At 67.7% G+C, this 22,067-nt stretch carries 32 protein-coding genes; all 32 read right to left on the reverse strand.

Annotation, left to right across the window (positions count from 1 at the left end; genetic code table 11):
• Positions 1-4: 4 nt before the first annotated feature.
• The gene (locus tag ACFQUV_RS22785; protein WP_129609066.1) at positions 5-1,360 is read right to left on the reverse strand and encodes a replication-associated recombination protein A; all 1,356 of its coding nucleotides are present in this window, start codon (positions 1,358-1,360) and stop codon (positions 5-7) included.
• A gap of 47 nt (positions 1,361-1,407) precedes the next feature.
• Complete coding sequence (locus ACFQUV_RS22790; RefSeq protein WP_129609065.1) at positions 1,408-2,829, reverse strand: Do family serine endopeptidase; 1,422 nt, start codon at positions 2,827-2,829, stop codon at positions 1,408-1,410.
• A gap of 165 nt (positions 2,830-2,994) precedes the next feature.
• The gene (locus tag ACFQUV_RS22795; protein ID WP_129609064.1) at positions 2,995-3,843 is read right to left on the reverse strand and encodes a cytochrome c; all 849 of its coding nucleotides are present in this window, start codon (positions 3,841-3,843) and stop codon (positions 2,995-2,997) included.
• A gap of 216 nt (positions 3,844-4,059) precedes the next feature.
• Positions 4,060-4,479, reverse strand: a complete 420-nt coding sequence (gene rplQ, locus ACFQUV_RS22800) for a 50S ribosomal protein L17 (RefSeq protein WP_111383533.1) — start codon at positions 4,477-4,479, stop codon at positions 4,060-4,062.
• Between the two features lie 176 nt (positions 4,480-4,655).
• The gene (locus ACFQUV_RS22805) at positions 4,656-5,693 is read right to left on the reverse strand and encodes a DNA-directed RNA polymerase subunit alpha (protein ID WP_111383534.1); all 1,038 of its coding nucleotides are present in this window, start codon (positions 5,691-5,693) and stop codon (positions 4,656-4,658) included.
• A 103-nt stretch (positions 5,694-5,796) separates the two neighbouring features.
• Positions 5,797-6,186, reverse strand: a complete 390-nt coding sequence (rpsK, locus tag ACFQUV_RS22810; RefSeq protein WP_111383535.1) for a 30S ribosomal protein S11 — start codon at positions 6,184-6,186, stop codon at positions 5,797-5,799.
• Positions 6,187-6,258: 72 nt separating this feature from the next.
• Positions 6,259-6,627 (reverse strand): 30S ribosomal protein S13, encoded by a 369-nt coding sequence (gene rpsM / locus ACFQUV_RS22815; protein WP_129609063.1) that lies wholly within the window; start codon positions 6,625-6,627, stop codon positions 6,259-6,261.
• A 238-nt stretch (positions 6,628-6,865) separates the two neighbouring features.
• A complete protein-coding gene (locus tag ACFQUV_RS22820) occupies positions 6,866-7,486 on the reverse strand; it encodes an adenylate kinase (protein ID WP_111383537.1) in 621 nt (206 codons plus the stop codon).
• The gene (gene secY, locus ACFQUV_RS22825; protein WP_111383538.1) at positions 7,483-8,814 is read right to left on the reverse strand and encodes a preprotein translocase subunit SecY; all 1,332 of its coding nucleotides are present in this window, start codon (positions 8,812-8,814) and stop codon (positions 7,483-7,485) included. Before secY ends, ACFQUV_RS22820 begins: the two co-directional genes overlap by 4 nt.
• A gap of 65 nt (positions 8,815-8,879) precedes the next feature.
• Positions 8,880-9,368, reverse strand: coding sequence for a 50S ribosomal protein L15 (gene rplO / locus ACFQUV_RS22830; RefSeq protein WP_111383539.1), 489 nt, complete (start codon positions 9,366-9,368; stop codon positions 8,880-8,882).
• A gap of 150 nt (positions 9,369-9,518) precedes the next feature.
• Complete coding sequence (rpmD, locus tag ACFQUV_RS22835) at positions 9,519-9,713, reverse strand: 50S ribosomal protein L30 (protein ID WP_207211467.1); 195 nt, start codon at positions 9,711-9,713, stop codon at positions 9,519-9,521.
• A 20-nt stretch (positions 9,714-9,733) separates the two neighbouring features.
• Positions 9,734-10,291, reverse strand: coding sequence for a 30S ribosomal protein S5 (gene rpsE / locus ACFQUV_RS22840; RefSeq protein ID WP_111383541.1), 558 nt, complete (start codon positions 10,289-10,291; stop codon positions 9,734-9,736).
• A gap of 38 nt (positions 10,292-10,329) precedes the next feature.
• Positions 10,330-10,692 carry a 50S ribosomal protein L18 gene (gene rplR / locus ACFQUV_RS22845; RefSeq protein ID WP_111383542.1) on the reverse strand — a complete coding sequence of 121 codons (363 nt, stop codon included), beginning with the start codon at positions 10,690-10,692 and terminating at the stop codon, positions 10,330-10,332.
• A gap of 11 nt (positions 10,693-10,703) precedes the next feature.
• Positions 10,704-11,237, reverse strand: a complete 534-nt coding sequence (rplF, locus tag ACFQUV_RS22850) for a 50S ribosomal protein L6 (protein WP_111383543.1) — start codon at positions 11,235-11,237, stop codon at positions 10,704-10,706.
• A gap of 10 nt (positions 11,238-11,247) precedes the next feature.
• Positions 11,248-11,640, reverse strand: a complete 393-nt coding sequence (rpsH, locus tag ACFQUV_RS22855; protein ID WP_111383544.1) for a 30S ribosomal protein S8 — start codon at positions 11,638-11,640, stop codon at positions 11,248-11,250.
• Positions 11,641-11,653: 13 nt separating this feature from the next.
• Entirely contained in the window at positions 11,654-11,959 is a 306-nt protein-coding gene (gene rpsN, locus ACFQUV_RS22860) for a 30S ribosomal protein S14 (RefSeq protein ID WP_111383545.1), read from the reverse strand.
• A 44-nt stretch (positions 11,960-12,003) separates the two neighbouring features.
• Entirely contained in the window at positions 12,004-12,705 is a 702-nt protein-coding gene (gene rplE / locus ACFQUV_RS22865) for a 50S ribosomal protein L5 (RefSeq protein WP_129609062.1), read from the reverse strand.
• A complete protein-coding gene (rplX, locus tag ACFQUV_RS22870) occupies positions 12,698-13,015 on the reverse strand; it encodes a 50S ribosomal protein L24 (protein WP_111383547.1) in 318 nt (105 codons plus the stop codon). Before rplX ends, rplE begins: the two co-directional genes overlap by 8 nt.
• Positions 13,015-13,383 carry a 50S ribosomal protein L14 gene (rplN, locus tag ACFQUV_RS22875; RefSeq protein WP_111383548.1) on the reverse strand — a complete coding sequence of 123 codons (369 nt, stop codon included), beginning with the start codon at positions 13,381-13,383 and terminating at the stop codon, positions 13,015-13,017. The genes rplX and rplN overlap by 1 nt, the downstream gene beginning before the upstream one ends.
• Positions 13,384-13,420: 37 nt before the next feature.
• On the reverse strand, positions 13,421-13,666 hold the full coding sequence (gene rpsQ / locus ACFQUV_RS22880) for a 30S ribosomal protein S17 (protein WP_111383549.1): 246 nt from the start codon (positions 13,664-13,666) through the stop codon (positions 13,421-13,423).
• A gap of 11 nt (positions 13,667-13,677) precedes the next feature.
• Positions 13,678-13,884, reverse strand: coding sequence for a 50S ribosomal protein L29 (rpmC, locus tag ACFQUV_RS22885; RefSeq protein ID WP_111383550.1), 207 nt, complete (start codon positions 13,882-13,884; stop codon positions 13,678-13,680).
• A gap of 14 nt (positions 13,885-13,898) precedes the next feature.
• Positions 13,899-14,312, reverse strand: a complete 414-nt coding sequence (rplP, locus tag ACFQUV_RS22890; protein WP_111383551.1) for a 50S ribosomal protein L16 — start codon at positions 14,310-14,312, stop codon at positions 13,899-13,901.
• 36 nt (positions 14,313-14,348) lie between these two features.
• Positions 14,349-15,050, reverse strand: coding sequence for a 30S ribosomal protein S3 (gene rpsC / locus ACFQUV_RS22895; protein ID WP_111383552.1), 702 nt, complete (start codon positions 15,048-15,050; stop codon positions 14,349-14,351).
• An 11-nt stretch (positions 15,051-15,061) separates the two neighbouring features.
• The gene (rplV, locus tag ACFQUV_RS22900; RefSeq protein ID WP_111383553.1) at positions 15,062-15,445 is read right to left on the reverse strand and encodes a 50S ribosomal protein L22; all 384 of its coding nucleotides are present in this window, start codon (positions 15,443-15,445) and stop codon (positions 15,062-15,064) included.
• Between the two features lie 17 nt (positions 15,446-15,462).
• The gene (gene rpsS, locus ACFQUV_RS22905; RefSeq protein WP_111383554.1) at positions 15,463-15,741 is read right to left on the reverse strand and encodes a 30S ribosomal protein S19; all 279 of its coding nucleotides are present in this window, start codon (positions 15,739-15,741) and stop codon (positions 15,463-15,465) included.
• Positions 15,742-15,752: 11 nt separating this feature from the next.
• Positions 15,753-16,589 (reverse strand): 50S ribosomal protein L2, encoded by an 837-nt coding sequence (rplB, locus tag ACFQUV_RS22910; RefSeq protein ID WP_111383555.1) that lies wholly within the window; start codon positions 16,587-16,589, stop codon positions 15,753-15,755.
• A 10-nt stretch (positions 16,590-16,599) separates the two neighbouring features.
• Complete coding sequence (locus ACFQUV_RS22915; RefSeq protein ID WP_111383556.1) at positions 16,600-16,899, reverse strand: 50S ribosomal protein L23; 300 nt, start codon at positions 16,897-16,899, stop codon at positions 16,600-16,602.
• Positions 16,896-17,516 (reverse strand): 50S ribosomal protein L4, encoded by a 621-nt coding sequence (rplD, locus tag ACFQUV_RS22920; RefSeq protein ID WP_111383557.1) that lies wholly within the window; start codon positions 17,514-17,516, stop codon positions 16,896-16,898. Before rplD ends, ACFQUV_RS22915 begins: the two co-directional genes overlap by 4 nt.
• A gap of 1 nt (position 17,517) precedes the next feature.
• Complete coding sequence (gene rplC, locus ACFQUV_RS22925) at positions 17,518-18,264, reverse strand: 50S ribosomal protein L3 (protein WP_129609061.1); 747 nt, start codon at positions 18,262-18,264, stop codon at positions 17,518-17,520.
• Between the two features lie 37 nt (positions 18,265-18,301).
• Entirely contained in the window at positions 18,302-18,610 is a 309-nt protein-coding gene (gene rpsJ, locus ACFQUV_RS22930; protein WP_008385434.1) for a 30S ribosomal protein S10, read from the reverse strand.
• 110 nt (positions 18,611-18,720) lie between these two features.
• A complete protein-coding gene (gene tuf, locus ACFQUV_RS22935; RefSeq protein ID WP_129609060.1) occupies positions 18,721-19,911 on the reverse strand; it encodes an elongation factor Tu in 1,191 nt (396 codons plus the stop codon).
• Positions 19,912-19,981: 70 nt separating this feature from the next.
• A complete protein-coding gene (gene fusA, locus ACFQUV_RS22940) occupies positions 19,982-22,054 on the reverse strand; it encodes an elongation factor G (RefSeq protein WP_129609059.1) in 2,073 nt (690 codons plus the stop codon).
• Positions 22,055-22,067 lie beyond the last annotated feature (13 nt).

Consider the following 22,067-nt stretch of genomic DNA (forward strand, 5'->3'; position numbering starts at 1 on the left):
GGGCTCACCCGCCGCCCCGCTCCTTGCGCAGCCGCGCCCAATAGTCCAGCCGCTTGCGGATCTCGCGCTCGAAACCGCGCTCCGGCGGATCGTAGAAGGTCTGCCGCCCGAGCGTCTCGGGGAAGTAGTCCTGGCCCGAGAACGCCTCGGGCGTGTCGTGATCGTATTCGTAGCCGGCGCCGTACCCTTCTTCCTTCATCAGACGGGTCGGCGCATTGAGGATGTGCTTGGGGGGCAGCAGCGAGCCCGCCTGCTTGGCGGTGCGCATCGCGGCCCCGTAGGCCCGATAGGCGGCGTTCGACTTGGGCGCCGTCGCCACATAGATCACCGCCTGGGCGATGGCCAGCTCCCCCTCGGGGCTGCCGAGGAAGTCGTAGGCGTCCTTGGCGGCGTTGGCGATCACCAGCGCCTGCGGATCGGCGAGCCCGATATCCTCGACCGCCATGCGGACGATCCGGCGGGCCAGGAACAGCGGGTCCTCGCCGGCGTCGACCATCCGGCAGAACCAGTAGAGCGCCGCGTCGGGATCGGAGCCGCGCACCGCCTTGTGCAGCGCCGAGATGAGATTGTAGTGGCCGTCCTGGCTCTTGTCGTAGATTGGCGCGCGCCGCTGGACGATCTCCTGGAGGGTCGCGAGGTCGAAGGTCTCGCCCGCGCGCGCCGCCCGCCACACCTCCTCGGCGAGCGTCAGGGCGGCGCGGCCGTCGCCGTCCGCCATGCGGACGAGCGCCGCGCGGGCCTCCGGGTCGAGCGGCAGCGGACGTCCCTCGGCCGCCTCGGCCCGCCCCAAGAGCTTGCCGACCGCGGCCTCGTCGAGCGAGCGGAACACCAGCACGCGGGCGCGCGAGAGAAGGGCCGCGTTCAGCTCGAAGCTCGGGTTCTCGGTGGTGGCGCCGACCAGCACCACGGTGCCGTCCTCCATCACCGGCAGGAAGGAGTCCTGCTGGGTGCGGTTGAAGCGATGCACCTCGTCGACGAACAGCAGGGTCCCCTGCCCGGCCTCGCGGCGGGCGCGTGCCGCCTCGAACGTCTTCTTGAGATCGGCGACGCCCGAGAACACCGCCGAGAGCTGGACGAATTCGAGATCGGTGGCGTGCGCCAGCAGCCGCGCCACCGTGGTCTTGCCGGTACCGGGCGGCCCCCAGAACACCAGCGAGCCGAGCGACCGCGTCTCGATCATCCGGGTCAGCGCGCCGTCCGGCCCGAGCAGGTGATCCTGACCGACGACCTCGTCGAGCCGGGTCGGCCGCAGACGGTCGGCGAGCGGTCTCGGCGCGTCGTGCTCCAGCCCGGCCGCCGCGAACAGCGACGGCCCGTCTTCGGACGTCTTGGTGCCGGAGCTCTTGGCACGCGGAGCCATGGAAAACACCCTCGGCCGGCGGCGCGCCAGAGGCCGCGCGCCTGCGGTCAGCCGCCGAACACCACCGAGATCGGCTGCCCGTCGCGCTGGATGGTGATGCGCCACACCCGCTGCTGCTGGCCGGCGATGCGCTCGAGGTCGCCGCTCGACCCGATGGCCTCGCCGTTCACGGCGAGCACCAGATCGCCTTTCCGGAAGCCGAGGCCACGCGCCGTGGAGCCGTCCTGCACCTCGATGATGGCGACCCCCTGGAGGGTGACGTCGAGGCGCAGCTCGTCGGCCAGCGCCGGCGACAGATTGGCGACCCGGGCGCCCGCGAACGGCGAGCGGCTGCGGATCAGGCGCTCGTCGCGCGGCCCGTCGGGCACGCTCTCCAGCGGCACGGCGACACGGATCTCGCGGCCGCTGCGCAGCACGCCGATCTGCGCCTGGCCGCCCATCGCCTTCATGGCGAAGCGATAGTCGAAGGCGTTGGGATCGTCGACCTCGACCCCGTCGATCGCCACGATCAGGTCGCCGGTGCGCAGGCCCGCCCGCTCGGCCGGGCTCTTCTTGGCGACGGTGCCGACCAGCGCGCCGGCCGGGCGCTTGAGGCCGAACGCCTCCGAGATCTCCGCCGTCACCGCCTGGAGCTTGGCGCCGAGCCACGGCCGGCGCACCACGTTCGATCCGCCCTGGGCCGAGGCGATGACCACCCGCACCATGTTGACGGGGATGGCGAAGCCGATGCCCTGCGAGCCGCCCGAGCGCGAGAAGATCGCCGTGTTGATGCCGACCAGCCGGCCCGACAGGTCGACCAGCGCGCCGCCCGAGTTGCCCGGATTGATGGCCGCGTCGGTCTGGATGAAGAACTGATAATCGGTGATGCCGATCTGGGTGCGGGCCACCGCCGACACGATGCCGTGCGTCACCGTCTGGCCGACGCCGAATGGGTTGCCGATGGCGAGCACGAGGTCGCCGACCTGCAACGTGTCGGAGTCGCCGATGGCGATCGCCGGAAACTTCTCGGTGACGTCCTTGAGGCGCAGCACGGCGAGATCGGAGCGGGCGTCCTTGAGGACGATCTCGGCCTCGAACTCGCGCTTGTCGGCGAGCGAGACCTTCACCTGATCCATGTTCTCGACGACGTGGTTGTTGGTCATGATCAGGCCGCTCGGATCGACGATCACGCCCGAGCCGAGCGAGCGCTGCACCTGCTCCTGCGGCCGGCCGCCGAAGAAGCGGCGGAACACCGGATCGTCCATCAGCGGATGACGGTTCTCGACGATGCGGGCCGCGTAGACGTTGACGACCGACGAGGCGACGCGCTTGACCACCGGCGCATAGGACAGCCGGATCTCGCCGGTCGAGCTCGGCACCCGGGCCTCCTGCGCCCGGCTGTCCTGGGCGAGCACGAGCGGCGCCGCGACAGCGAGCATCGTCAAGGCGGTGACGACGGCAGGTCCGAACCGCGACGGCAGAGACGGCATGGGGTGGCACTCCTGGACGAGAATCCGCGCACCATAGAGCCTCGCGCCGATCAGTTGAAGGCCGCAGGCGGGCGTTGCCGCCGCCGGGCGGGTCCGGTGGCGGCCGTCTCGTCGTCCAGCCGACAGAGGCCGCTCGCGGCGGGCGACCCCGGCGGCACCTCCGGCCTACTCCCGCGGCGGCAGCGTCCGCAGATAGGCCACCACGGCGTCGACATCGGCCGGTGTCATCTTGGCGTAGAAGCCGTAGCCCATCGGCGGCTTCAGCTTGCGGCCGTCGCGCGAAAGGCCCTCCGTCAGGGCGCGCCGGATCTCGGCATCGCTCCAGCCACCCAGCCCCTTCTGCGGATGCGACGAGATGTTGGGGGCGACCGAAACGCCCCACGGCCCCCTGAACTCCTGACCACCCGCCCCGGCCGCCGCGAAGTTCAGCCGCCCGTCGACACGCGGCGTGTGGCACTCCAGGCAGTGCGCGATGGTGACGAGATAGCGGCCGAGCTCGACCTTGTCGGCGAAACGGGCCGGATCGGCGGGACGCTCGGCCTCCGGCATCACCTCGCGCTCCACCGCGGCCCGGTAGACCGGCGCCTCGACCCGGTTCGGCGACGGCGGCAGGCTGCGCAGATAGGCCACGATGGCGTCGGTATCGGACGGCGTCAGCACGCCGTAGAAGCCGGTCGGCATGATCGGCGCGAGCGGCACGCCGTTCGGGCGCACGCCCTCACGCAGCGCGGCCTTCAGCTCGGCGTCGCTCCAGGCGCCGATCCCGTGCTCGCGATCGGGCGTCAGGTTGGAGCCGCGCACCCGAAACGCCGGCTCGTCGAACAGCACCGTGCCGCCGGTGAGCGCCTTGCTCATGTCCGGCCCGGCCGGGCCGATCGGGGTGTGGCAGTTGTGGCAGGTCATCACCGTGCCGACCAGATAGGCGCCCCGCTCCACCGGCGTCTCGGCGAAGGCCGTCCCGGCCGCCCCGGCGAGACTCACGGCCAGCAACAGCCCGGTGGTCCGCTCGAACATGCATTTCCTCCCATTTGCCGCTTTGTGCGACTTTCGCTTGGTGCGATTGGCGGGCGGATTGTTCGAGACCTGTCGACGTTCGTCCAGGGCAGAGGGGCCGTTGAAACAGCGAGCCGAACAAAAAAGCGCGCCGCGGACAGGGTCCGGGCGCGCTCTCGCTACTCGATCTGGCAGGCGCCGGCGTCGCGATGCGACGGCCGGCACGGGGATTCCGCGTCAGGCCGCCTCGGCCTCGCCGCCGTCGGCGGTCGGGCCGGAGTCCTTGCCCTTGGCGGTGACGTCGCGGTCGACGAACTCGATGACGCCGACCGGCGCCGAGTCGCCATAGCGGAAGCCGGCCTTGAGCACGCGGGTGTAGCCGCCCTGACGGTCCTTGTAGCGCGGGCCAAGGACGTCGAAGAGCTTCTTGACCATGGCGACGTCGCGCAGCTCGGCGATCGCCTGGCGGCGGGCGTGCAGGTCGCCGCGCTTGCCGAGGGTCACCAGCTTCTCGACGATCGGCCGCAGGTCCTTGGCCTTCGGCAGCGTGGTGACGATCTGCTCGTGCTTGATCAGCGCCGCCGCCATGTTGGCGAACATGGCGCGCCGATGCTCGGAGGTGCGGTTGAGCTTCCGGTGGGCGGAGCCGTGGCGCATGGTCCTATCCTCTATTTGGGCCCGTTCGACCGGCCCAGAATTCCGATTTGTCCCCTCTCCCCTGCGGGGAGAGAGCTAGGGTGAGGGGGACGGGCCTCGACAAATTTCGACGCCTGGTCCCCTCACCCGGACCGCGTCGCGGTCCGACCTCTCCCCACAGGGGAGAGGTGAAGAGGTCAGTAGTGATCCTCGAAGCGCTTCGCCAGCTCCTCGATGTTCTCGGGCGGCCAGCCGGGCACTTCCATGCCGAGATGCAGGCCCATCTGTGCCAGCACCTCCTTGATCTCGTTGAGCGACTTGCGCCCGAAATTCGGCGTGCGGAGCATCTCCGCCTCGGTCTTCTGAACGAGATCGCCGATATAGACGATGTTGTCGTTCTTCAGGCAGTTGGCCGACCGCACCGACAGCTCCAGCTCGTCGACCTTCTTGAGGAACGCCGGCGGGATGCCGCCGAGATCGTCGGCCAGCAGCATCGGCTGCTCCTGGCGCTTCGGCTCCTCGAAGTTGACGAAGACGTTGAGCTGGTCCTGGAGGATGCGGGCCGCATAGGCGAGCGAGTCCTCGGGGCTGACGGCGCCGTTGGTCTCGATCGACATGGTCAGCTTGTCGTAGTCGAGGATCTGACCCTCACGGGTGTTCTCGACCTTGTAGGAGACCTTCTTGACCGGCGAGTACAGGCTGTCGACCGGGATCAGGCCGATCGGCGCGTCCTCGGGCCGGTTGCGCTCGGCCGGCACGTAGCCCTTGCCGGTGTCGACGGTGAACTCCATGCGGATCTCGGCGCCCTCGTCGAGATGGCAGAGCACCAGCTCCGGATTGAGGATGACGACGTCGCCGACCGTCTGGATGTCGCCCGCGGTGACGACCGACGGTCCCTGCTTCTTCACCACCATGCGCTTCGGGCCTTCGCCCTGCATCTTGATGGCGATGTCCTTGATGTTGAGGACGATGTCGGTGACGTCCTCGCGCACGCCGGCGATCGACGAGAACTCGTGCAGCACGCCGTCGATGTGGACCGACTGCACGGCGGCGCCCTGGAGCGACGAGAGCAGAATCCGGCGCAGCGCGTTGCCGAGCGTCAGGCCAAAGCCCCGCTCCAGCGGTTCAGCCACCACGGTCGCGAGCCGCTTGGGGTCGGCCCCGGCGGTGACCTGGAGCTTGTTCGGCCGGATCAGTTCTTGCCAGTTCTTCTGAATTGTCACGTCATCACCCATCGTTAGGTGGCGCGGGGGTCTTTCGGCCGCGCGTCCCGCTCCGCCCGCGGGACCGAAATGCGGCGACGGACGCGACGGTCGTCCGCCGGAACACTGAAAATCGTCAGACGCGGCGGCGCTTACGCGGCCGGCAGCCGTTGTGCGGAATCGGCGTCACGTCGCGGATCGAGGTGATGGTGAAGCCGGCCGACTGCAAGGCCCGCAGCGCCGACTCGCGGCCCGAGCCCGGCCCCGCCACCTCGACCTCGAGGGTCCGCATCCCATGCTCCTGGGCCTTGCGGGCGCAGTCCTCGGCGGCGATCTGGGCCGCATAGGGGGTCGACTTGCGCGAGCCCTTGAACCCCATGGTGCCGGCCGACGACCACGCGATGGCGTTGCCCTGGGCGTCCGTGATGGTGATCATCGTGTTGTTGAACGAGGCGTTCACATGCGCCACGCCGGAGGCGATGTTCTTGCGCTCGCGGCGACGGACGCGGGTGGTTTCCTTGGCCATTGTCGATCCTTCTGCGGTCCGTCGCTCGCGCGCTCCGACCCGCCCTGTACCCTGAAGACTTGCGGCTCTCGCTTACTTCTTCTTGCCGGCGATCGGCTTCGCCGGGCCCTTGCGGGTCCGCGCATTGGTGTGGGTGCGCTGGCCGCGCACCGGCAGGCCGCGACGATGGCGCAGGCCGCGATAGCAGCCGAGATCCATCAGCCGCTTGATGTTCATGGAGACATCGCGGCGCAGATCGCCCTCGACCAGATAGTCGCGGTCGATCACCTCGCGGATCTGGAGCACCTCGTGGTCGGTGAGCTGCGACACGCGGCGCTCGACCGGAATCCCGACCTTCTCGATGATCTCCTGGGCCTTCGCGGGCCCGATCCCGTGGATGTACTGAAGACCAATGAGGACGCGCTTATTGGTCGGAATGTTGACGCCAGCGATACGGGCCAAGGCCGCAGCTCCTTCTTCCCCCGGCTGTCAGCCGGTTAAACCGAATCAGTCACGCGCTGCCGATAAGCGCGAAAACGACGCCATTCCCCGACCTCCGGGGCGCGGCGCCGTCCATGAGTTCACTCCGACTGGGACGCCGTGTTTACGAGTTCCGACGGAACTCGTCAACCTTCGGCACCCGTCGTCGCGGACCGGACGGCCGGGCCGGCCGCCGCCGGCCACCCCGTCCTGGCTCGCCTCACCGAACCGCCGCCGGGGTGGATCGGCTCTCCCCCGCGGCCGTCTTCAGCACCGCGTCGATCGCCGCGCTGACCGCCCCGATGGGCGCCATGCCGTCGATCGTCCGCAGCATTCCCTTGGTCTCGTAATAGGCCGAGAGCGGCGCCGTCTGGGCCCGGTAGGCGGCCAGACGGGTCTTCAGGGCCTCGGGATTGTCGTCCGCCCGCAGCGGCTCGCCGCGCGCCGTCATCTCGCGCACCCGCTTCTCGACGCGCTCCAGCAGCGCCTGCTCGTCGACCTTGAGCTCCACCACGGCGTCGAGCGCCAGGCCGCGCTCGGCGAGCATCCGGTCGAGCGCCTCGGCCTGCGGCACGGTGCGCGGAAAACCGTCCAGGATGAAGCCCTTGGCGGCGTCCGGCTCGCCGATCCGGTCGGCCACGATGGCGACCACCACGGCATCCGGGACCAGGTCGCCGCGCGCCATGATCTCCTTGGCCTCCAGCCCGACCGGGGTACCGGCCTTGACGGCGGCGCGCAACATGTCGCCGGTCGAGAGCTGGACGATGCCGTGCGCCTGGACCAGGTGTTGGGCCTGGGTGCCCTTGCCGGCACCGGGCGGTCCGAGGAGGATCAGTCTCATCGCCGGCGGCCCCTCAGCTTGGATTTCTTGATCAGGCCCTCGTACTGATGGGCCAGCAGATAGCCCTGCACCTGGGCCACGGTGTCCATGGTGACGCTAACCACGATCAGCAGCGACGTGCCACCGAAGTAGAACGGCACCGACGCATAGGAGATCAGGATCTCGGGGATCAGGCAGACCACCGCCAGGTAGGCGGCGCCCACCACGGTGATCCGCGACAGGACGTGGTCGATGTACTCGGCGGTACGCTCGCCGGGACGGATGCCCGGGATGAAGCCGCCGTGCTTCTTCAGGTTGTCGGCCGTCTCGGTCGGGTTGAACACGATCGCCGTGTAGAAGAAGGCGAAGAAGACGATCAGCCCGATATAGAGAACCAGGAACAGCGGCCGGCCATGCCCGAGCTGCGTGGTGATGATGTTCAGCCACTCGGGCCCCTGCCCGGCGTTCAGGTTGGCCACCGTGGTCGGCAGCAGCAGCAGCGACGAGGCGAAGATCGGCGGGATGACGCCCGAGGTGTTGAGCTTGAGCGGCAGATGCGAGGTCTGGCCCTCGAACATGCGGTTGCCGATCTGGCGCTTCGGATACTGGATCAGCAGCCGGCGCTGCGCCCGCTCCATGAACACGATGAAGCCGATCACCACGACGGCCATCACCATGATGAGCAGGATGATGCCGGTCGACAGCGCGCCCTGACGGCCGAGCTCGAACATGCCGACCAGCGCGCCGGGCAGCTCCGCCACGATGCCGGCCAGGATGATCAGCGAGATGCCGTTGCCGATGCCGCGGGCGGTGATCTGCTCGCCCAGCCACATCAGGAACATGGTGCCACCCGTCAGGGTGATGACGGTGGAGATGCGGAAGAACCAGCCCGGATCGGACACCACCGACCCCGCCCCTTCGAGGCCGACCGAGATGCCGTAAGCCTGGAAGACCGACAGCACGACGGTGAGGTAGCGGGTGTACTGGTTGATGACCTTGCGGCCCTGCTCGCCTTCCTTCTTGAGGTTCTCGAGCGTCGGCGAGACCGTGGTCAGGAGCTGGATGATGATCGAGGCCGAGATGTACGGCATGATGTTGAGGGCGAAGATCGCCATCCGGTGGATGCCGCCGCCCGCGAACATGTTGAACATGCCGAGGATTCCGCCCGCTTGCGTGCGGAAGATCTGGTCCCATTGCCCGGGATCGATGCCGGGCAGCGGGATGTAGGTGCCGAGCCGGTAGACCAGCAGAGCCCCGAGCGTGAACCAAATACGCTTCTTCAGCTCCTCGGCCTTGGCGAGGGCCGAGAAGTTGAGGTTGGCTGCCAGTTGCTCTGCTGCAGAAACCATGTCCGAGGCTCCGGTTGCCCGCGTCCGGCGGTGTCACCCGCCCGGCGTGACCCGCAATATAAGGATCAACCGGCCTGTTCGCCCGTCTCTTTTCGCGGCGCCAGCACCGTCACGGTGCCGCCGAGCTTCTCGACCGCGGCGATCGCCGACTGCGACGCACCGTGGACCTCGAATTGCAGCTTGCTGGTCAGCTCGCCACCGCCGAGCAGGCGGACCCCGTCGCGGGCGCGGCGCAGCACGCCGGCCTCGACCAGCGCAGCCACGTCGATCACCGCGCTCGCATCGAGCCGGCCCTTGTCGACCGCCTGCTGCACCCGGCCGAGGTTCACCTCGTTCAGGGTCAGCGCGAAGATGTTGTTGAAGCCGCGCTTCGGCAGGCGCCGATGCAGCGGCATCTGGCCGCCCTCGAACCCCTTGATGGCGACGCCGGTGCGCGCGGTCTGGCCCTTGCCGCCACGCCCGCCGGTCTTGCCCTTGCCGGAGCCGATGCCGCGACCGACCCGCATGCGCCCCTTGCGGGCGCCCGGCTTGTCGGCGATCTCGTTGAGCTTCATGGTTCTTCCTCGGTCGTCTCGGGTCGCGCGCGGTCGGCGGGCCGACGGTCGGCGGATCGATGCTCGGCGGGCGAATGACAGGCTGTCGGGCGCCCGCCCCCCGGTTGCGCCGGCCGACCGGCCGGGGACCGGCCCCGGCCGCCTCGCGCCTCACTTCTCGTCGATCACCCGGACCAGGTGGCCGACCTTGCTGATCATGCCACGCACCGACGGGGTGTCCGGAAGCTCCGACACCCGGCCGATACGGTTGAGGCCGAGCCCGATCAGCGTCTCGCGCTGATCGTGGCGGCGGCGGATCGGGCTGCCCGTCTGCTGGACCCGAACGGTCTTGGACTCGGTCGCCATCGTGGATCTCCCCTGCCGCATCACTCGCTGGCGGCCTGGTCGTCGGCGCCCTCGCGGCGACGCGACTGGAGGGCCGACACCTTGATGTTGCGCCGGGCCGCGACGGACCGCGGCGAATCCTGGTGCTTCAGGGCATCGAAGGTGGCGCGCACCATGTTGTACGGGTTGGACGAGCCGATCGACTTCGCCACCACGTCCTGCATGCCGAGCGTCTCGAAGACGGCGCGCATCGGGCCGCCCGCGATGATGCCGGTGCCGGGAGGCGCGGCGCGCAGATACACCTTGCCGGCGCCGTGGCGACCCGCCACGTCGTGGTGCAGGGTGCGGCCCTCGCGCAGCGGCACCCGGATGAGGCCGCGCTTGGCCGCATCGGTCGCCTTGCGGATCGCCTCGGGCACCTCGCGGGCCTTGCCGTGGCCGAAGCCGACGCGGCCCTTCTGATCGCCGACCACCACCAGCGCCGCGAAGCCGAAGCGCCGTCCGCCCTTCACCACCTTGGCGACGCGGTTGATGTGGACCAGCTTGTCGGTGAACTCGCTGTCCCGCTCGTCACGGTCGCGTCCGTGTTCACGTGCCATCTGAAACCGTCTCCCTCGGGCGATCGCCCGTCATCGCCCTAGAAATTCAGCCCGCCCTCGCGGGCGCCGTCGGCCAGCGCTTTGACGCGGCCGTGATAGATGTAGCCGCCGCGATCGAAGATCACGTCCTTGACGCCCTTGGCGACCGCCCGCTCGGCGATCAGCTTGCCGATGGCCTTGGCGGCCTCGGTGTCGGCGCCGGTCTTGAGGGTCGACCGCAGGTCCTTCTCGAGCGACGAGGCGGCCGCGACCGTGACCCCCTGCCGGTCGTCGATGACCTGGGCGTAGATGTGCTTCGACGAGCGGAACACCGACAGCCGCAGGCGATCGCCGGCGGCCGCCTTGAGGGCGCGACGAACCCGACTGGTGCGACGCGCAGTCTTGATATTGAGCCTGGACATCCTGCGCTCCGCTATTTCTTCTTGCCTTCCTTGCGGAAGATGTATTCGCCCGCGTACTTGACGCCCTTGCCCTTGTAGGGCTCGGGCGGGCGGAACGCCCGGATCTCGGCGGCCACCTGGCCGACCTTCTGCTTGTCGATGCCGGCGATCAGCACCTCGGTGGGCTTCGGCGTCGTGATCGCGATCCCCTCGGGGATCGGATAGACGACGTCGTGGCTGTAGCCGAGCGCGAGTTGCAGGTTCTTGCCCTGCACCGACGCGCGGTAGCCGACGCCGACGATCTCCAGCTTCTGCTCGAAGCCCTTGGTCACCCCGGTGAACAGGTTGGAGACGAGGGTGCGCGAGGTGCCCCACATGGAGCGCGCCCGCTTGGTCTCGTTGCGAGGGTCGACCTTGACGGTCCCCTCCTCCATCTTGATCACGACGTCGTCGGGCAGCACGAGCTGAAGAGCGCCCTTCGGGCCCTTCGCCTTGACGGTCTGCCCCTCGATATTGGCGGTGACCCCGGTGGGGACCGGCACCGCCTTCTTGCCGATGCGAGACATGCTGGCCCCTCTAGAACACCGTGCAGAGAATCTCGCCGCCCACGTTGGCGTCGCGCGCGGCGTGGTCGGCCATGACGCCCTTCGGGGTCGACACGATGGCCACCCCGAGGCCGTTGTTCACCCGCGGCAGCGCCTTCACCGAGGCGTAGACGCGGCGGCCCGGCTTCGACACCCGGGCGATCTCACGGATCACCGGAGCACCGTCGAAATACTTCAGCTCGATCTCGAACTCGGTGCGCCCGTCGGCGTGCTCGGTGGTCGAGAAGTCGCGGATGTAGCCTTCGCTCTTGAGCACCTCGAGGACGCTCGCGCGCAGCCGGGAGCCGGGGGTCGAGACCTTCGACTTCGCCCGCATCTGCGCGTTGCGAATCCGGGTGATCATATCGCCGATCGGATCGTTCATCGCGGCGCCCTCCTCACCAGCTCGACTTCAGGAGGCCGGGGATCAGGCCCTTCGACCCGAGCTCGCGCAGCGCGATCCGGCTCATCTTGAGCTTCCGGTAGTAGGCGCGCGGCCGGCCCGTCACGTCGCAGCGGTTGCGGATGCGGGTCTTCGAGCCGTTGCGCGGCATCTCCGCGAGCTTGAGGGTCGCGGCGAAGCGCTCCTCCATCGGCTTGTCCTTGTCGTTGGCCTCGGCCTTCAGACGCGCACGCTTCGCCGCCTGCTGGGCGACGAGCTTGCGCCGGTGCTCGTTCTTCTCGACAGAGCTCTTCTTCGCCATGCGATGCTCCTAACTCCGCGTTTGAGACGGAACGTCAGTCCGACTCACTGCCGGAACGGGAAGTTGAAAGCGGCCAGCAGGGCGCGGCCTTCCGCGTCGCTGCGTGCGGTGGTGCAGACGGTGATGTCCATGCCCCACACCTCGGCCACCTTGTCGTAGTCGATCTCGGGGAACACGATGTGCTCCTTGACCCCGAGCGTGTAGTTGCCGCCGCCGTCGAAGCTCTTCGGATTGAGGCCGCGGAAGTCGCGGACGCGCGGCAGCGCGATGTTGATCAGCCGGTCGACGAACTCGTACATCCGGTCCTTGCGCAACGTCACCTTGCAGCCGATCGCCTGCCCCTCGCGCACCTTGAAGGTGGCGATGGACTTGCGCGCCTTGGTGATCACCGGCCGCTGGCCCGCGATCAGCGCCAGATCGGCGGCCGCCTGCTCGACCTTCTTGCGGTCCGCGACGCCCTCACCGACACCCATGTTGATCACGATCTTGGTGATCTTGGGCACCTGGAACTGGTTCTTGTAGCCGAACTGCTCGGTCAGCTTCGCCTTGACGACCTGGTCGTACTGGACGCGCAGGCGCGACGGACCCTTCGGCTCCTCGACGGCGGGAGCCGCCGGCTTCGCGGCAGCCTTCTCGGTCTTGGCGGCGCCCTTGTCGGTCTTCGGGGCAGCGGCCTTCGCGCCCTTCTCGGCCTTCGGGTCCGGCTTGCCGGCCTTCTTGGCGTCCTTCTTGTCCTTGTCAGCCATTGATCTCGGCTCCCGAACGCTTGGCGACCCGCACCTTCTTGCCGTCGGCCAGCACCTTGAACCCGATGCGGGTGGGCTTGCCGTCCTTGGGATCGGCGACCGCCAGGTTGGACAGATGCACCGGCGCCTCCTTGGAGATGATGCCGCCTTCCTGGTTGGCGGACTGGCGCTGGTGACGCTTGACCATGTTGACGCCGCGCACGAGCGCACGGTTCTCGGTCGGACGCACCTCGATCACCTCGCCGGTGCGGCCCTTGTCGCGCCCGGTGAGCACGACGACCTTGTCGCCCTTGCGAATCTTCGCAGCCATCACAGAACCTCCGGGGCGAGCGAAATGATCTTCATGTGGTTCTTGGCACGAAGCTCGCGCGGCACCGGGCCGAAGATACGAGTCCCGACCGGCTCCATCTGCGGGTTGATCAGCACCGCGGCGTTCCGGTCGAACCGGATCACCGAGCCGTCGGGCCGGCGAATGTCCTTCGCCACCCGCACGACGACCGCCTTCATGACGTCGCCCTTCTTCACGCGGCCGCGCGGGATCGCCTCCTTCACGGACACCACGATGACGTCCCCGATGGTCGCGTACTTGCGCTTCGAGCCGCCCAGCACCTTGATGCACATGACACGGCGCGCGCCGGAGTTGTCCGCCACGTCGAGATTGGTCTGCATCTGGATCATGAGCCGCCTCTAATTCTTTCGTGTCTGAGTGCGCGGTCTACTTCGCGCGCTTCTCGCCTTGGACGACAGCCCACCGCTTCAGCTTGGAAATCGGGCTGTGCTCTTCGATCCATACGGTGTCGCCCACGGCATACTGATTCGTCTCGTCGTGTGCGTGGTACTTCTTCGACCGCCGGACGGTCTTCTTCATCACCGGGTGCGTGAAACGACGCTCGACCCGCACGATGACGGTCTTGTCCTGCTTGTCGCCCACCACGACACCCTGCAACATGCGCTTCGGCATCGTCGTTCTCCTTACTTCGTGACGTCCGAGGCGCGCTTGGCCTGGGCGACCGTCTTGACGCGGGCGATGTCGCGGCGAACCTGCCGCACCCGCGAGGTGTTCTCGAGCTGGCCGGTCGCCTTCTGGAAGCGCAGGTTGAACTGCTCCTTCTTCAGCTTGAGCAGCTCGTCGTCGAGCTGGTCGACCGTCATGGCGCGGAAGTCTTCGATCGTCGACATGGCGTTCGGCGTCCCTACTCGGCGATGCGCTCGATGAAGCGCGTCTTGATCGGCAGCTTGGCCGCGGCGAGCGTCAGCGCCTCGCGCGCGACCTCGCTGGTGACGCCGTCGACCTCGAACAGAATGCGGCCGGGCTTCACCCGGGCCACCCAATACTCCGGCGCGCCCTTGCCCGAGCCCATGCGGACCTCGAGGGGCTTCTTGGAGATCGGCACGTCCGGGTAGATGCGAATCCACACCCGCCCGGCGCGCTTCATGTGGCGCGTCATCGCCCGGCGAGCCGCCTCGATCTGGCGGGCCGTGATGCGCTCGGGCGCCATCGCCTTCAGTCCGAACTGGCCGAACGCCAGGGTGGTCCCGCTGGTCGCGATGCCGTGGATGCGGCCCTTGTGCGCCTTGCGGAACTTTGTGCGCATCGGTTGCAGCATGGATCGTCGCCTTTCCTGTCTCTCGCGCCGGGCCGATCAGGCCGCGTCGCGGCGCGGGCGACCACCCGCATCGCTCTCGGCCGCGCGCTTGTCCTGCGCCATCGGGTCGTGCTCGAGAATCTCGCCCTTGAAGATCCACACCTTGACGCCGCAGGTGCCGTAGGTGGTGAACGCCGTGGCGACGCCGTAGTCGACGTCCGCCCGCAGCGTGTGCAGCGGCACCCGCCCCTCGCGGTACCACTCCATGCGGGCGATCTCGGCGCCGCCGAGCCGGCCGGAGCAGTTGATGCGGATGCCCTCGGCGCCGAGGCGGATCGCCGACTGCACGGCCCGCTTCATCGCCCGGCGGAACGCCACGCGGCGCTCGAGCTGCTGGGCGATCGACTCGGCGACCAGCTGGGCGTCGAGCTCCGGCTTGCGGATCTCGACGATGTTCAGCACGACGTCCGAATTGGTGAGCGACGCCACCTTGCGGCGCAGCTTCTCGATGTCGGCGCCCTTCTTGCCGATCACCACGCCCGGACGGGCCGAGTGGATGGTGACGCGGCACTTCTTGTGCGGCCGCTCGATCACGATGCGCGACACCGCCGCCTGCTTGAGCTGCTTATGCAGCTCGGCGCGGATCGCCATGTCCTCGTGCATCAGCTTGCCGTACTCGTTCTTGCCCGCGAACCAGCGCGAATCCCAGGTGCGGTTGATCCCGAGGCGAAGCCCGATCGGATTGACCTTCTGACCCATGGGGCCTCTCCTTACGATGCGCTGGCTTCGACCTGACGGACGACGATCGTCAGGTGCGAGAAGGGTTTCATGATCTTGCCGGAGCGACCGCGGCCGCGCGGCACGAACCGCTTGATCACCAGCGCCTTGCCGACATGCGCCTGCGAGACGACCAGATCGTCGATATCGAGATCGTGGTTGTTCTCGGCGTTGGCGATCGCCGACTGGAGGCACTTGCGGACGTCGCGCGCGATCCGCTTGCGCGAGAACTCGAGATCCGCGAGCGCCGTCTGCACCTTCTTGCCGCGAATGAGCTGCGCGACCAGATTGAGCTTCTGCGGCGACACCCGGAGCATCCGGGCGACCGCCTTGGCCTCGTTGTCGGCGAGGCTGCGCGGGCGTGCTGTCTTGCTCATCGTTTATCGTCCTCGGCTCACGCCCGCTTGGCTTTCTTGTCGCCGGAGTGACCGTGGAAGGTGCGGGTCGGCGAGAACTCGCCGAACTTGTGCCCGACCATCTCCTCGGTCACCAGCACGGGGACGTGCTTGTGCCCGTTGTGGACCCCGAAGGTGAGCCCGACGAACTGCGGCAGGATCGTCGAACGCCGCGACCAGATCTTGATCACGTCGTGCCGGCCGGATGCGCGGGCGGTTTCCGCCTTCTTCAGCAGATAGCCGTCGACGAACGGACCTTTCCAAACGGAGCGCGCCATCTCGTGCTTCCTTACTTCTTCTTCCGCGCGTGGCGGCTCGAAACGATGAACTTCGTGGTGCTCTTGTTCTTGCGGGTCTTCTTGCCCTTGGTCGGGAAGCCCCACGGAGTCACCGGATGCCGACCGCCCGAGGTGCGGCCTTCGCCGCCGCCATGCGGATGATCGACCGGGTTCATCGTGACGCCGCGATTGTGCGGACGCTGGCCGAGCCACCGGGATCGACCGGCCTTGCCGATCGACGTGTTCATGTGGTCCGGGTTCGACACGGCGCCGACCGTCGCCATGCAACGGCCATGCACGAGCCGCTGCTCGGACGAGTTGAGGCGCAGGATCACGTAGTCGCGGTCGCGACCGACGATCTGGGCGTAGGTGCCGGCCGAGCGCGCGATCTGCCCGCCCTTGCCGATCTTCAGCTCGACATTGTGGACGATCGTGCCGATCGGCATCGAGGCCAGCGGCATCGCATTGCCGGGCTTCACGTCGACATGCTCGCCCGCCACCACCTGGTCACCCACGGCCAGGCGCTGCGGCGCCAGGATGTAGGCGAGCTCGCCGTCCTCGTACTTGATCAGCGCCAGGAACGCGGTGCGGTTGGGGTCGTACTCCAGCCGCTCGACCCGCGCCGGCTGGTCGAACTTGCGACGCCGGAAATCGACCGTGCGCAGCGTCCGCTTGTGGCCGCCGCCGCGAAACCGAACCGTGATGCGCCCGTTGTTGTTGCGGCCGCCGCTCGACGACTTGCCAACCGTCAGCGCCTTGACCGGCTTGCCGGCGTGCAGGCCGGAGCGGTCGACGATGACGAGCTGCCGCTGTCCGGGCGTCGTCGGCTTGAAAGTCTTGAGTGCCATCGCGGTTCCCCTAGAGCCCCGTGGTCACGTCGATCCGGTGCCCCTCTTCGAGGGTCACGATCGCTTTCTTGACGTCCGACAGCTCGCCCTTGACGCCACGGAAGCGCCGCAGCTTGCCCTTGCGGATCAGCGTGTTGACGGCCTTCACCTTGACGTCGAACAGCTTCTCCACCGCGTCCTTGATCTGCGGCTTGGTCGCGGTCTTGCGAACGTTGAACAGGACCTGGTTGTTCTCCGATGCCGTCGTCGCCTTCTCGGTGATGATCGGGCTGACGATGACGTCGTAGTGGCGCGGGTCACGGGTGCTCATTTGAAGCGCGCCTCCAGCGCATCCACCGCGGCGCGAGTCAGCACGAGCGTGTTGCGACGCAGGATGTCGTAGACGTTGATGCCCTGGATGGGCAGCACGTCGATGTTCGGGATGTTGCGGGCCGCCAGCGTGAACTTCGACTCGAGCTCGGCCCCGTCGACGATCAGCGCGTTGCGGACGCCGAGCTTCTCGAAATGCGCCTTCAGGGTCTTGGTCTTGCCGTCGTCCAGCGCGGCGCGATCGAGCACCACGATGCCGCCGTCCTTCGCCTTGGCCGACAGCGCGTGGCGCAGCGCCAGCGCCCGCACCTTCTTGGGCAGGTCGATGGCGTGGCTGCGGACCTGCGGCCCGAAGGCCCGGCCACCGCCGCGGAACTGCGGCACGCGGGCCGAGCCGTGGCGGGCACTGCCGGTGCCCTTCTGCTTGTACATCTTCTTGCCGGTCCGCCAGATCTCGGCGCGGTTCTTGACCGCGTGGGTGCCGCGCTGACGGCGCGACAGCTGCCACACGATGCAGCGCTGGATCAGGTCGGCGCGCGGCTCCAGCCCGAAGATCTCGGCATCGAGCTGGATCGAGCCGGCGGCGCCACCGTCGAGGGTCTTCACTTCCATGTCCATATCACGCTCCCTCGCCGGGCGCCGCCGCCTGAGCCTCGGCCGCCTGAGCGTCCGCCGCCTCACCGTCGCCGGACGGCAGCCGGAACTTGCCGGGCCGCGGTGCGTCCTTCGGCAGCGACTTCTTGGCGGCGTCACGCACCGTGATCCAGCCGCCCTTCGCGCCGGGCACGGCGCCTTCGACCAGGATCAGGCCGCGATTGACGTCGGTCTGCACCACCTTGAGATTGAGGGTGGTCACCCGCTCGACGCCGAGATGGCCGGCCATCTTCTTGTTCTTGAAGGTCTTGCCCGGGTCCTGACGGCCGCCGGTGGAGCCGTGCGAGCGATGCGAGATCGACACGCCGTGGCTGGCGCGAAGGCCGCCGAAGTTCCACCGCTTCATCGGGCCGGCATAGCCCTTGCCGATCGACGTGCCGGTCACGTCGACGAACTGGCCGACCACGAAGTGGTCCGCCGTGATCTCGGCACCAACCGGGATCAGCCCGTCGTCGTTGACGCGGAACTCGACCATCTCGCGCTTCGGCTCGACCTTGGCGACGGCGAAGTGGCCGCGCTCGGCCTTGCTGACATTCTTCGGCTTGCGCGATCCGGCGCCGAGCTGCATCGCCACGTAGCCGTTCTTCTCTCGGGTGCGGTGGGCCACGACCTGACAGTTCGCGAGCCTGAGCACCGTGACAGGCACGTGCTCACCCCCATCCGTGTAGATGCGGGTCATGCCGACCTTTTGTGCGATCACACCGGAACGCATCGTTCTCGTCCTTTTCTGCGCTCTGCCGTGTGGCGCCTTAGAGCTTGATCTCGACGTCCACGCCGGCGGCGAGGTCGAGCTTCATCAAGGCGTCGACGGTCTGCGGAGTCGGATCGACGATGTCGAGCAGCCGCTTGTGGGTGCGCATCTCGAATTGCTCGCGGCTCTTCTTGTCGACGTGCGGCGAGCGATTGACGGTGAACTTCTCGATCTTGGTCGGCAGCGGAATCGGACCGCGCACCTGGGCGCCGGTCCGCTTCGCGGTCGCCACGATCTCGCGCGTCGAGGCGTCGAGAATCCGGTGATCGAACGCCTTGAGGCGAATTCTGATGTTCTGGCCGTTCATGGTCTCTCTGCCTCGATCAGGCGCGAGTATTGACTATCGGTGGCGAATAGAGAGTAGCGAGTAGCGAGTAGCGAACCCGCCGTTCGCTACTCCCCATTCGCTATTCGCCCCTACTCGATGATGCTGGCGACGACGCCGGCGCCGACCGTGCGGCCACCCTCACGGATGGCGAAGCGCAGCTTCTCCTCCATGGCGATCGGCACGATCAGCTCGACCGTCATGGCAATGTTGTCGCCCGGCATCACCATCTCGGTGCCTTCCGGCAGATGCACGACGCCGGTCACGTCGGTGGTGCGGAAGTAGAACTGCGGGCGGTAGTTGGTGAAGAACGGCGTGTGGCGACCGCCCTCCTCCTTGGTGAGGATGTAGGCCTCGGCCTTGAACTTGGTGTGCGGCTTCACGGAGCCGGGCTTGCACAGCACCTGGCCGCGCTCCACGTCCTCGCGCTTGGTGCCGCGCAGCAGGCAGCCGACGTTGTCGCCCGCCTCGCCCTGGTCGAGCAGCTTGCGGAACATCTCGACGCCGGTGACGGTGGTCTTGACGGTCGGACGGATGCCGACGATCTCGACTTCCTCGCCGACCTTGACCACGCCGCGCTCGATACGGCCGGTCACCACGGTGCCGCGGCCCGAGATCGAGAACACGTCCTCGACCGGCATCAGGAAGGGCTGATCCTTCGGACGCTCCGGCTGCGGGATGTAGTCGTCGACCTGACGCATCAGCTCGAGGATGGCCTCCTTGCCGAGCTTCTCGTCCTTGCCCTCGAGCGCCATCAGGGCCGAGCCCTTGACGATCGGGATCTTGTCGCCCGGGAAGTTGTACTTGGACAGGAGCTCACGAACCTCGAGCTCGACCAGCTCCAGGAGCTCCGGATCGTCGACCATGTCGACCTTGTTCATGAACACGACGAGCGCCGGCACGCCGACCTGGCGGGCGAGCAGGATGTGCTCGCGGGTCTGCGGCATCGGGCCGTCGGCGGCCGACACGACCAGGATGGCGCCGTCCATCTGGGCCGCGCCGGTGATCATGTTCTTCACGTAGTCGGCGTGCCCGGGGCAGTCGACATGCGCGTAGTGGCGCTTCTGGGTCTGATACTCGACATGCGCGGTCGAGATGGTGATGCCGCGCGCCTTCTCTTCCGGAGCCTTGTCGATCTGGTCGTAGGCCGTGAACGTGGCGCCACCCGTCTCGGCGAGGATCTTGGTGATCGCGGCCGTCAGCGTCGTCTTGCCGTGATCGACATGCCCGATCGTGCCGATGTTGCAGTGGGGCTTGTTACGTTCGAACTTCTCTTTGGCCATCGGGACTCTCCGTTGCCTCTAGACGTCTGTGTCGTTGCGGTCGTGGTGGTCGTCGGGCGGTGGTACGCGATCAGGCGTACTTGGCCTGGACCTCCTGAGCCACGTTCTGCGGAACCTGCTCGTAGTGGTCGAACTGCATGGTGAACGTGGCGCGGCCCTGCGACATCGACCGCAGGGTATTGACGTAGCCGAACATGTTGGCGAGCGGCACCATGGCGTTCACCACGTTGGCGTTGCCGCGCATGTCCTGGCCCTGGATCTGGCCGCGGCGCGAGTTGAGATCGCCGATGACGGAACCCGTGTAGTCCTCCGGCGTCACGACCTCGACCTTCATGATCGGCTCGAGCAGCACCGATCCGCCCTTTTGCAGAGCCTCACGCAGCGCCGAACGCGACGCGATCTCGAACGCCAGCGCCGAGGAGTCGACGTCGTGATACTTGCCGTCGATCAGCGACACCTTGAGGTCGACGACCGGGAAGCCGGCCAGCACGCCCGAGGTGAGAACCGAGTTGAGACCCTTCTCGACGCCGGGCACGTACTCCTTCGGCACCGCGCCGCCGATGATCTTGTTCTCGAACACGAAGCCCGAGCCCGGCTCGGTCGGCTCCACCTCGATCTTGACGCCGGCGAACTGGCCCGAGCCACCCGTCTGCTTCTTGTGGACGTACTCGATGGTCACCGGCTTGGTGATCTTCTCGCGATACGCCACCTGCGGGGCACCGATATTGGCCTCGACCTTGTAGGTGCGCTTGAGGATGTCGACCTTGATGTCGAGATGCAGCTCGCCCATCCCCTTGAGGATGGTCTGGCCGGACTCCTGATCGGTCGACACCCGGAACGACGGGTCCTCGGCCGCGAGCTTGGCCAGCGCGACGCCGAGCTTCTCCTGGTCGGCCTTCGACTTCGGCTCGATGGCGATCTCGATGACGGGGTCCGGGAACTCCATCTTCTCGAGGATCACCGGGTTCTGCGGATCGCACAGCGTATCGCCGGTGCGGGCCTCCTTGAGGCCGGCCAGCGCCACGATGTCGCCCGCGTAGGCTTCCTTGATGTCCTCGCGGTTGTTGGCGTGCATCAGCAGCATGCGGCCGATGCGCTCCTTGCGCTCGCGCGTGGAGTTGATGACGCCGGTGCCGCTCTGGAGGACGCCCGAGTAGATGCGGCAGAACGTGATGGTGCCGACGAAGGGGTCGTCCATGATCTTGAAGGCGAGCGCGGCCAGGGGCTCCTGGTCGGTCGAGTGGCGCACCACCTCGTTGCCCTTGGGATCGACGCCCTTGATGGCGGGCACGTCGACGGGCGACGGCAGGAAGTCCACCACGGCGTCCAGCAGCGGCTGCACGCCCTTGTTCTTGAAGGCCGAGCCGCACAGCACCGGATAGAACGCGCCGGTGACCACGGCCTTGCGGATCAGCGCCCGCAGGGTCGCCTCGTCGGGCTCCTGGCCCTCGAGGTAAGCGGTCATCGCGTCGTCGTCGAGCTCGACGGCGGCCTCGATCATCAGCTCGCGATATTCCTTGGCCTTGTCGAGCATGTCGGCCGGAATCTCGACGTCCTCGTACTGCGAGCCGAGCGCCTCGTCGTTCCACACCACGCCGACCATGCGGATCAGGTCGACGAGGCCCTTGAACTGGCTCTCGGCGCCGATCGGCAGCTGGATCGCCACCGGCTTGGCCCCGAGGCGGACCTTGATGTCGTCGAGGCACTTGAAGAAATCGGCCCCGATCTTGTCCATCTTGTTGCAGAAGACGATCCGCGGAACCTTGTACTTGTCGCCCTGACGCCAGACCGTCTCGGTCTGCGGCTCGACGCCCTGGTTGGAGTCGAGCACGCATACGGCGCCGTCGAGCACGCGCAGGCTGCGCTCCACCTCGATGGTGAAGTCGACGTGCCCGGGCGTGTCGATGATGTTCAGGCGCTTGTTGCGCCAGAACGCCGTCGTCGCGGCCGACGTGATGGTGATGCCGCGCTCCTGCTCCTGCTCCATCCAGTCCATGGTGGCCGCGCCCTCGTGGACCTCGCCGAGCTTATGGCTCTTGCCGGTGTAGTAGAGGATGCGCTCCGTGGTCGTCGTCTTGCCGGCATCGATGTGCGCCATGATGCCGAAGTTGCGGTAGTCCTCGATCGGATGCGCGCGGGGCATGGGGGTATCCTTC

Origin of the sequence: Rhodoplanes sp. P11, from assembly GCF_964266735.1 — a bacterium.
Taxonomy (GTDB): Bacteria; Pseudomonadota; Alphaproteobacteria; order Rhizobiales; family Xanthobacteraceae; genus Rhodoplanes; species Rhodoplanes serenus.

What these genes read in the sequence shown, in the direction of transcription:
- ACFQUV_RS22785 (WP_129609066.1), bottom strand. Translation starts at nt 1,360, where the DNA reads ATGGCTCCGCGTGCCAAGAGCTCCGGCACCAAGACGTCCGAAGACGGG.
- ACFQUV_RS22790 (WP_129609065.1), bottom strand. Translation starts at nt 2,829, where the DNA reads ATGCCGTCTCTGCCGTCGCGGTTCGGACCTGCCGTCGTCACCGCCTTG.
- ACFQUV_RS22795 (WP_129609064.1), bottom strand. Translation starts at nt 3,843, where the DNA reads ATGTTCGAGCGGACCACCGGGCTGTTGCTGGCCGTGAGTCTCGCCGGG.
- rplQ (WP_111383533.1), bottom strand. Translation starts at nt 4,479, where the DNA reads ATGCGCCACGGCTCCGCCCACCGGAAGCTCAACCGCACCTCCGAGCAT.
- ACFQUV_RS22805 (WP_111383534.1), bottom strand. Translation starts at nt 5,693, where the DNA reads ATGGGTGATGACGTGACAATTCAGAAGAACTGGCAAGAACTGATCCGG.
- rpsK (WP_111383535.1), bottom strand. Translation starts at nt 6,186, where the DNA reads ATGGCCAAGGAAACCACCCGCGTCCGTCGCCGCGAGCGCAAGAACATC.
- ACFQUV_RS22820 (WP_111383537.1), bottom strand. Translation starts at nt 7,486, where the DNA reads ATGAGACTGATCCTCCTCGGACCGCCCGGTGCCGGCAAGGGCACCCAG.
- secY (WP_111383538.1), bottom strand. Translation starts at nt 8,814, where the DNA reads ATGGTTTCTGCAGCAGAGCAACTGGCAGCCAACCTCAACTTCTCGGCC.
- rplO (WP_111383539.1), bottom strand. Translation starts at nt 9,368, where the DNA reads ATGAAGCTCAACGAGATCGCCGACAAGCCGGGCGCCCGCAAGGGGCGC.
- rpmD (WP_207211467.1), bottom strand. Translation starts at nt 9,713, where the DNA reads ATGGCGACCGAGTCCAAGACCGTTCGGGTCCAGCAGACGGGCAGCCCG.
- rpsE (WP_111383541.1), bottom strand. Translation starts at nt 10,291, where the DNA reads ATGGCACGTGAACACGGACGCGACCGTGACGAGCGGGACAGCGAGTTC.
- rplR (WP_111383542.1), bottom strand. Translation starts at nt 10,692, where the DNA reads ATGTCCAGGCTCAATATCAAGACTGCGCGTCGCACCAGTCGGGTTCGT.
- rplF (WP_111383543.1), bottom strand. Translation starts at nt 11,237, where the DNA reads ATGTCTCGCATCGGCAAGAAGGCGGTGCCGGTCCCCACCGGGGTCACC.
- rpsH (WP_111383544.1), bottom strand. Translation starts at nt 11,640, where the DNA reads ATGAACGATCCGATCGGCGATATGATCACCCGGATTCGCAACGCGCAG.
- rpsN (WP_111383545.1), bottom strand. Translation starts at nt 11,959, where the DNA reads ATGGCGAAGAAGAGCTCTGTCGAGAAGAACGAGCACCGGCGCAAGCTC.
- rplE (WP_129609062.1), bottom strand. Translation starts at nt 12,705, where the DNA reads ATGGCTGACAAGGACAAGAAGGACGCCAAGAAGGCCGGCAAGCCGGAC.
- rplX (WP_111383547.1), bottom strand. Translation starts at nt 13,015, where the DNA reads ATGGCTGCGAAGATTCGCAAGGGCGACAAGGTCGTCGTGCTCACCGGG.
- rplN (WP_111383548.1), bottom strand. Translation starts at nt 13,383, where the DNA reads ATGATCCAGATGCAGACCAATCTCGACGTGGCGGACAACTCCGGCGCG.
- rpsQ (WP_111383549.1), bottom strand. Translation starts at nt 13,666, where the DNA reads ATGCCGAAGCGCATGTTGCAGGGTGTCGTGGTGGGCGACAAGCAGGAC.
- rpmC (WP_111383550.1), bottom strand. Translation starts at nt 13,884, where the DNA reads ATGTCGACGATCGAAGACTTCCGCGCCATGACGGTCGACCAGCTCGAC.
- rplP (WP_111383551.1), bottom strand. Translation starts at nt 14,312, where the DNA reads ATGCTGCAACCGATGCGCACAAAGTTCCGCAAGGCGCACAAGGGCCGC.
- rpsC (WP_111383552.1), bottom strand. Translation starts at nt 15,050, where the DNA reads ATGGGTCAGAAGGTCAATCCGATCGGGCTTCGCCTCGGGATCAACCGC.
- rplV (WP_111383553.1), bottom strand. Translation starts at nt 15,445, where the DNA reads ATGAGCAAGACAGCACGCCCGCGCAGCCTCGCCGACAACGAGGCCAAG.
- rpsS (WP_111383554.1), bottom strand. Translation starts at nt 15,741, where the DNA reads ATGGCGCGCTCCGTTTGGAAAGGTCCGTTCGTCGACGGCTATCTGCTG.
- rplB (WP_111383555.1), bottom strand. Translation starts at nt 16,589, where the DNA reads ATGGCACTCAAGACTTTCAAGCCGACGACGCCCGGACAGCGGCAGCTC.
- ACFQUV_RS22915 (WP_111383556.1), bottom strand. Translation starts at nt 16,899, where the DNA reads ATGAGCACCCGTGACCCGCGCCACTACGACGTCATCGTCAGCCCGATC.
- rplD (WP_111383557.1), bottom strand. Translation starts at nt 17,516, where the DNA reads ATGGACATGGAAGTGAAGACCCTCGACGGTGGCGCCGCCGGCTCGATC.
- rplC (WP_129609061.1), bottom strand. Translation starts at nt 18,264, where the DNA reads ATGCGTTCCGGTGTGATCGCACAAAAGGTCGGCATGACCCGCATCTAC.
- rpsJ (WP_008385434.1), bottom strand. Translation starts at nt 18,610, where the DNA reads ATGAACGGCCAGAACATCAGAATTCGCCTCAAGGCGTTCGATCACCGG.
- tuf (WP_129609060.1), bottom strand. Translation starts at nt 19,911, where the DNA reads ATGGCCAAAGAGAAGTTCGAACGTAACAAGCCCCACTGCAACATCGGC.
- fusA (WP_129609059.1), bottom strand. Translation starts at nt 22,054, where the DNA reads ATGCCCCGCGCGCATCCGATCGAGGACTACCGCAACTTCGGCATCATG.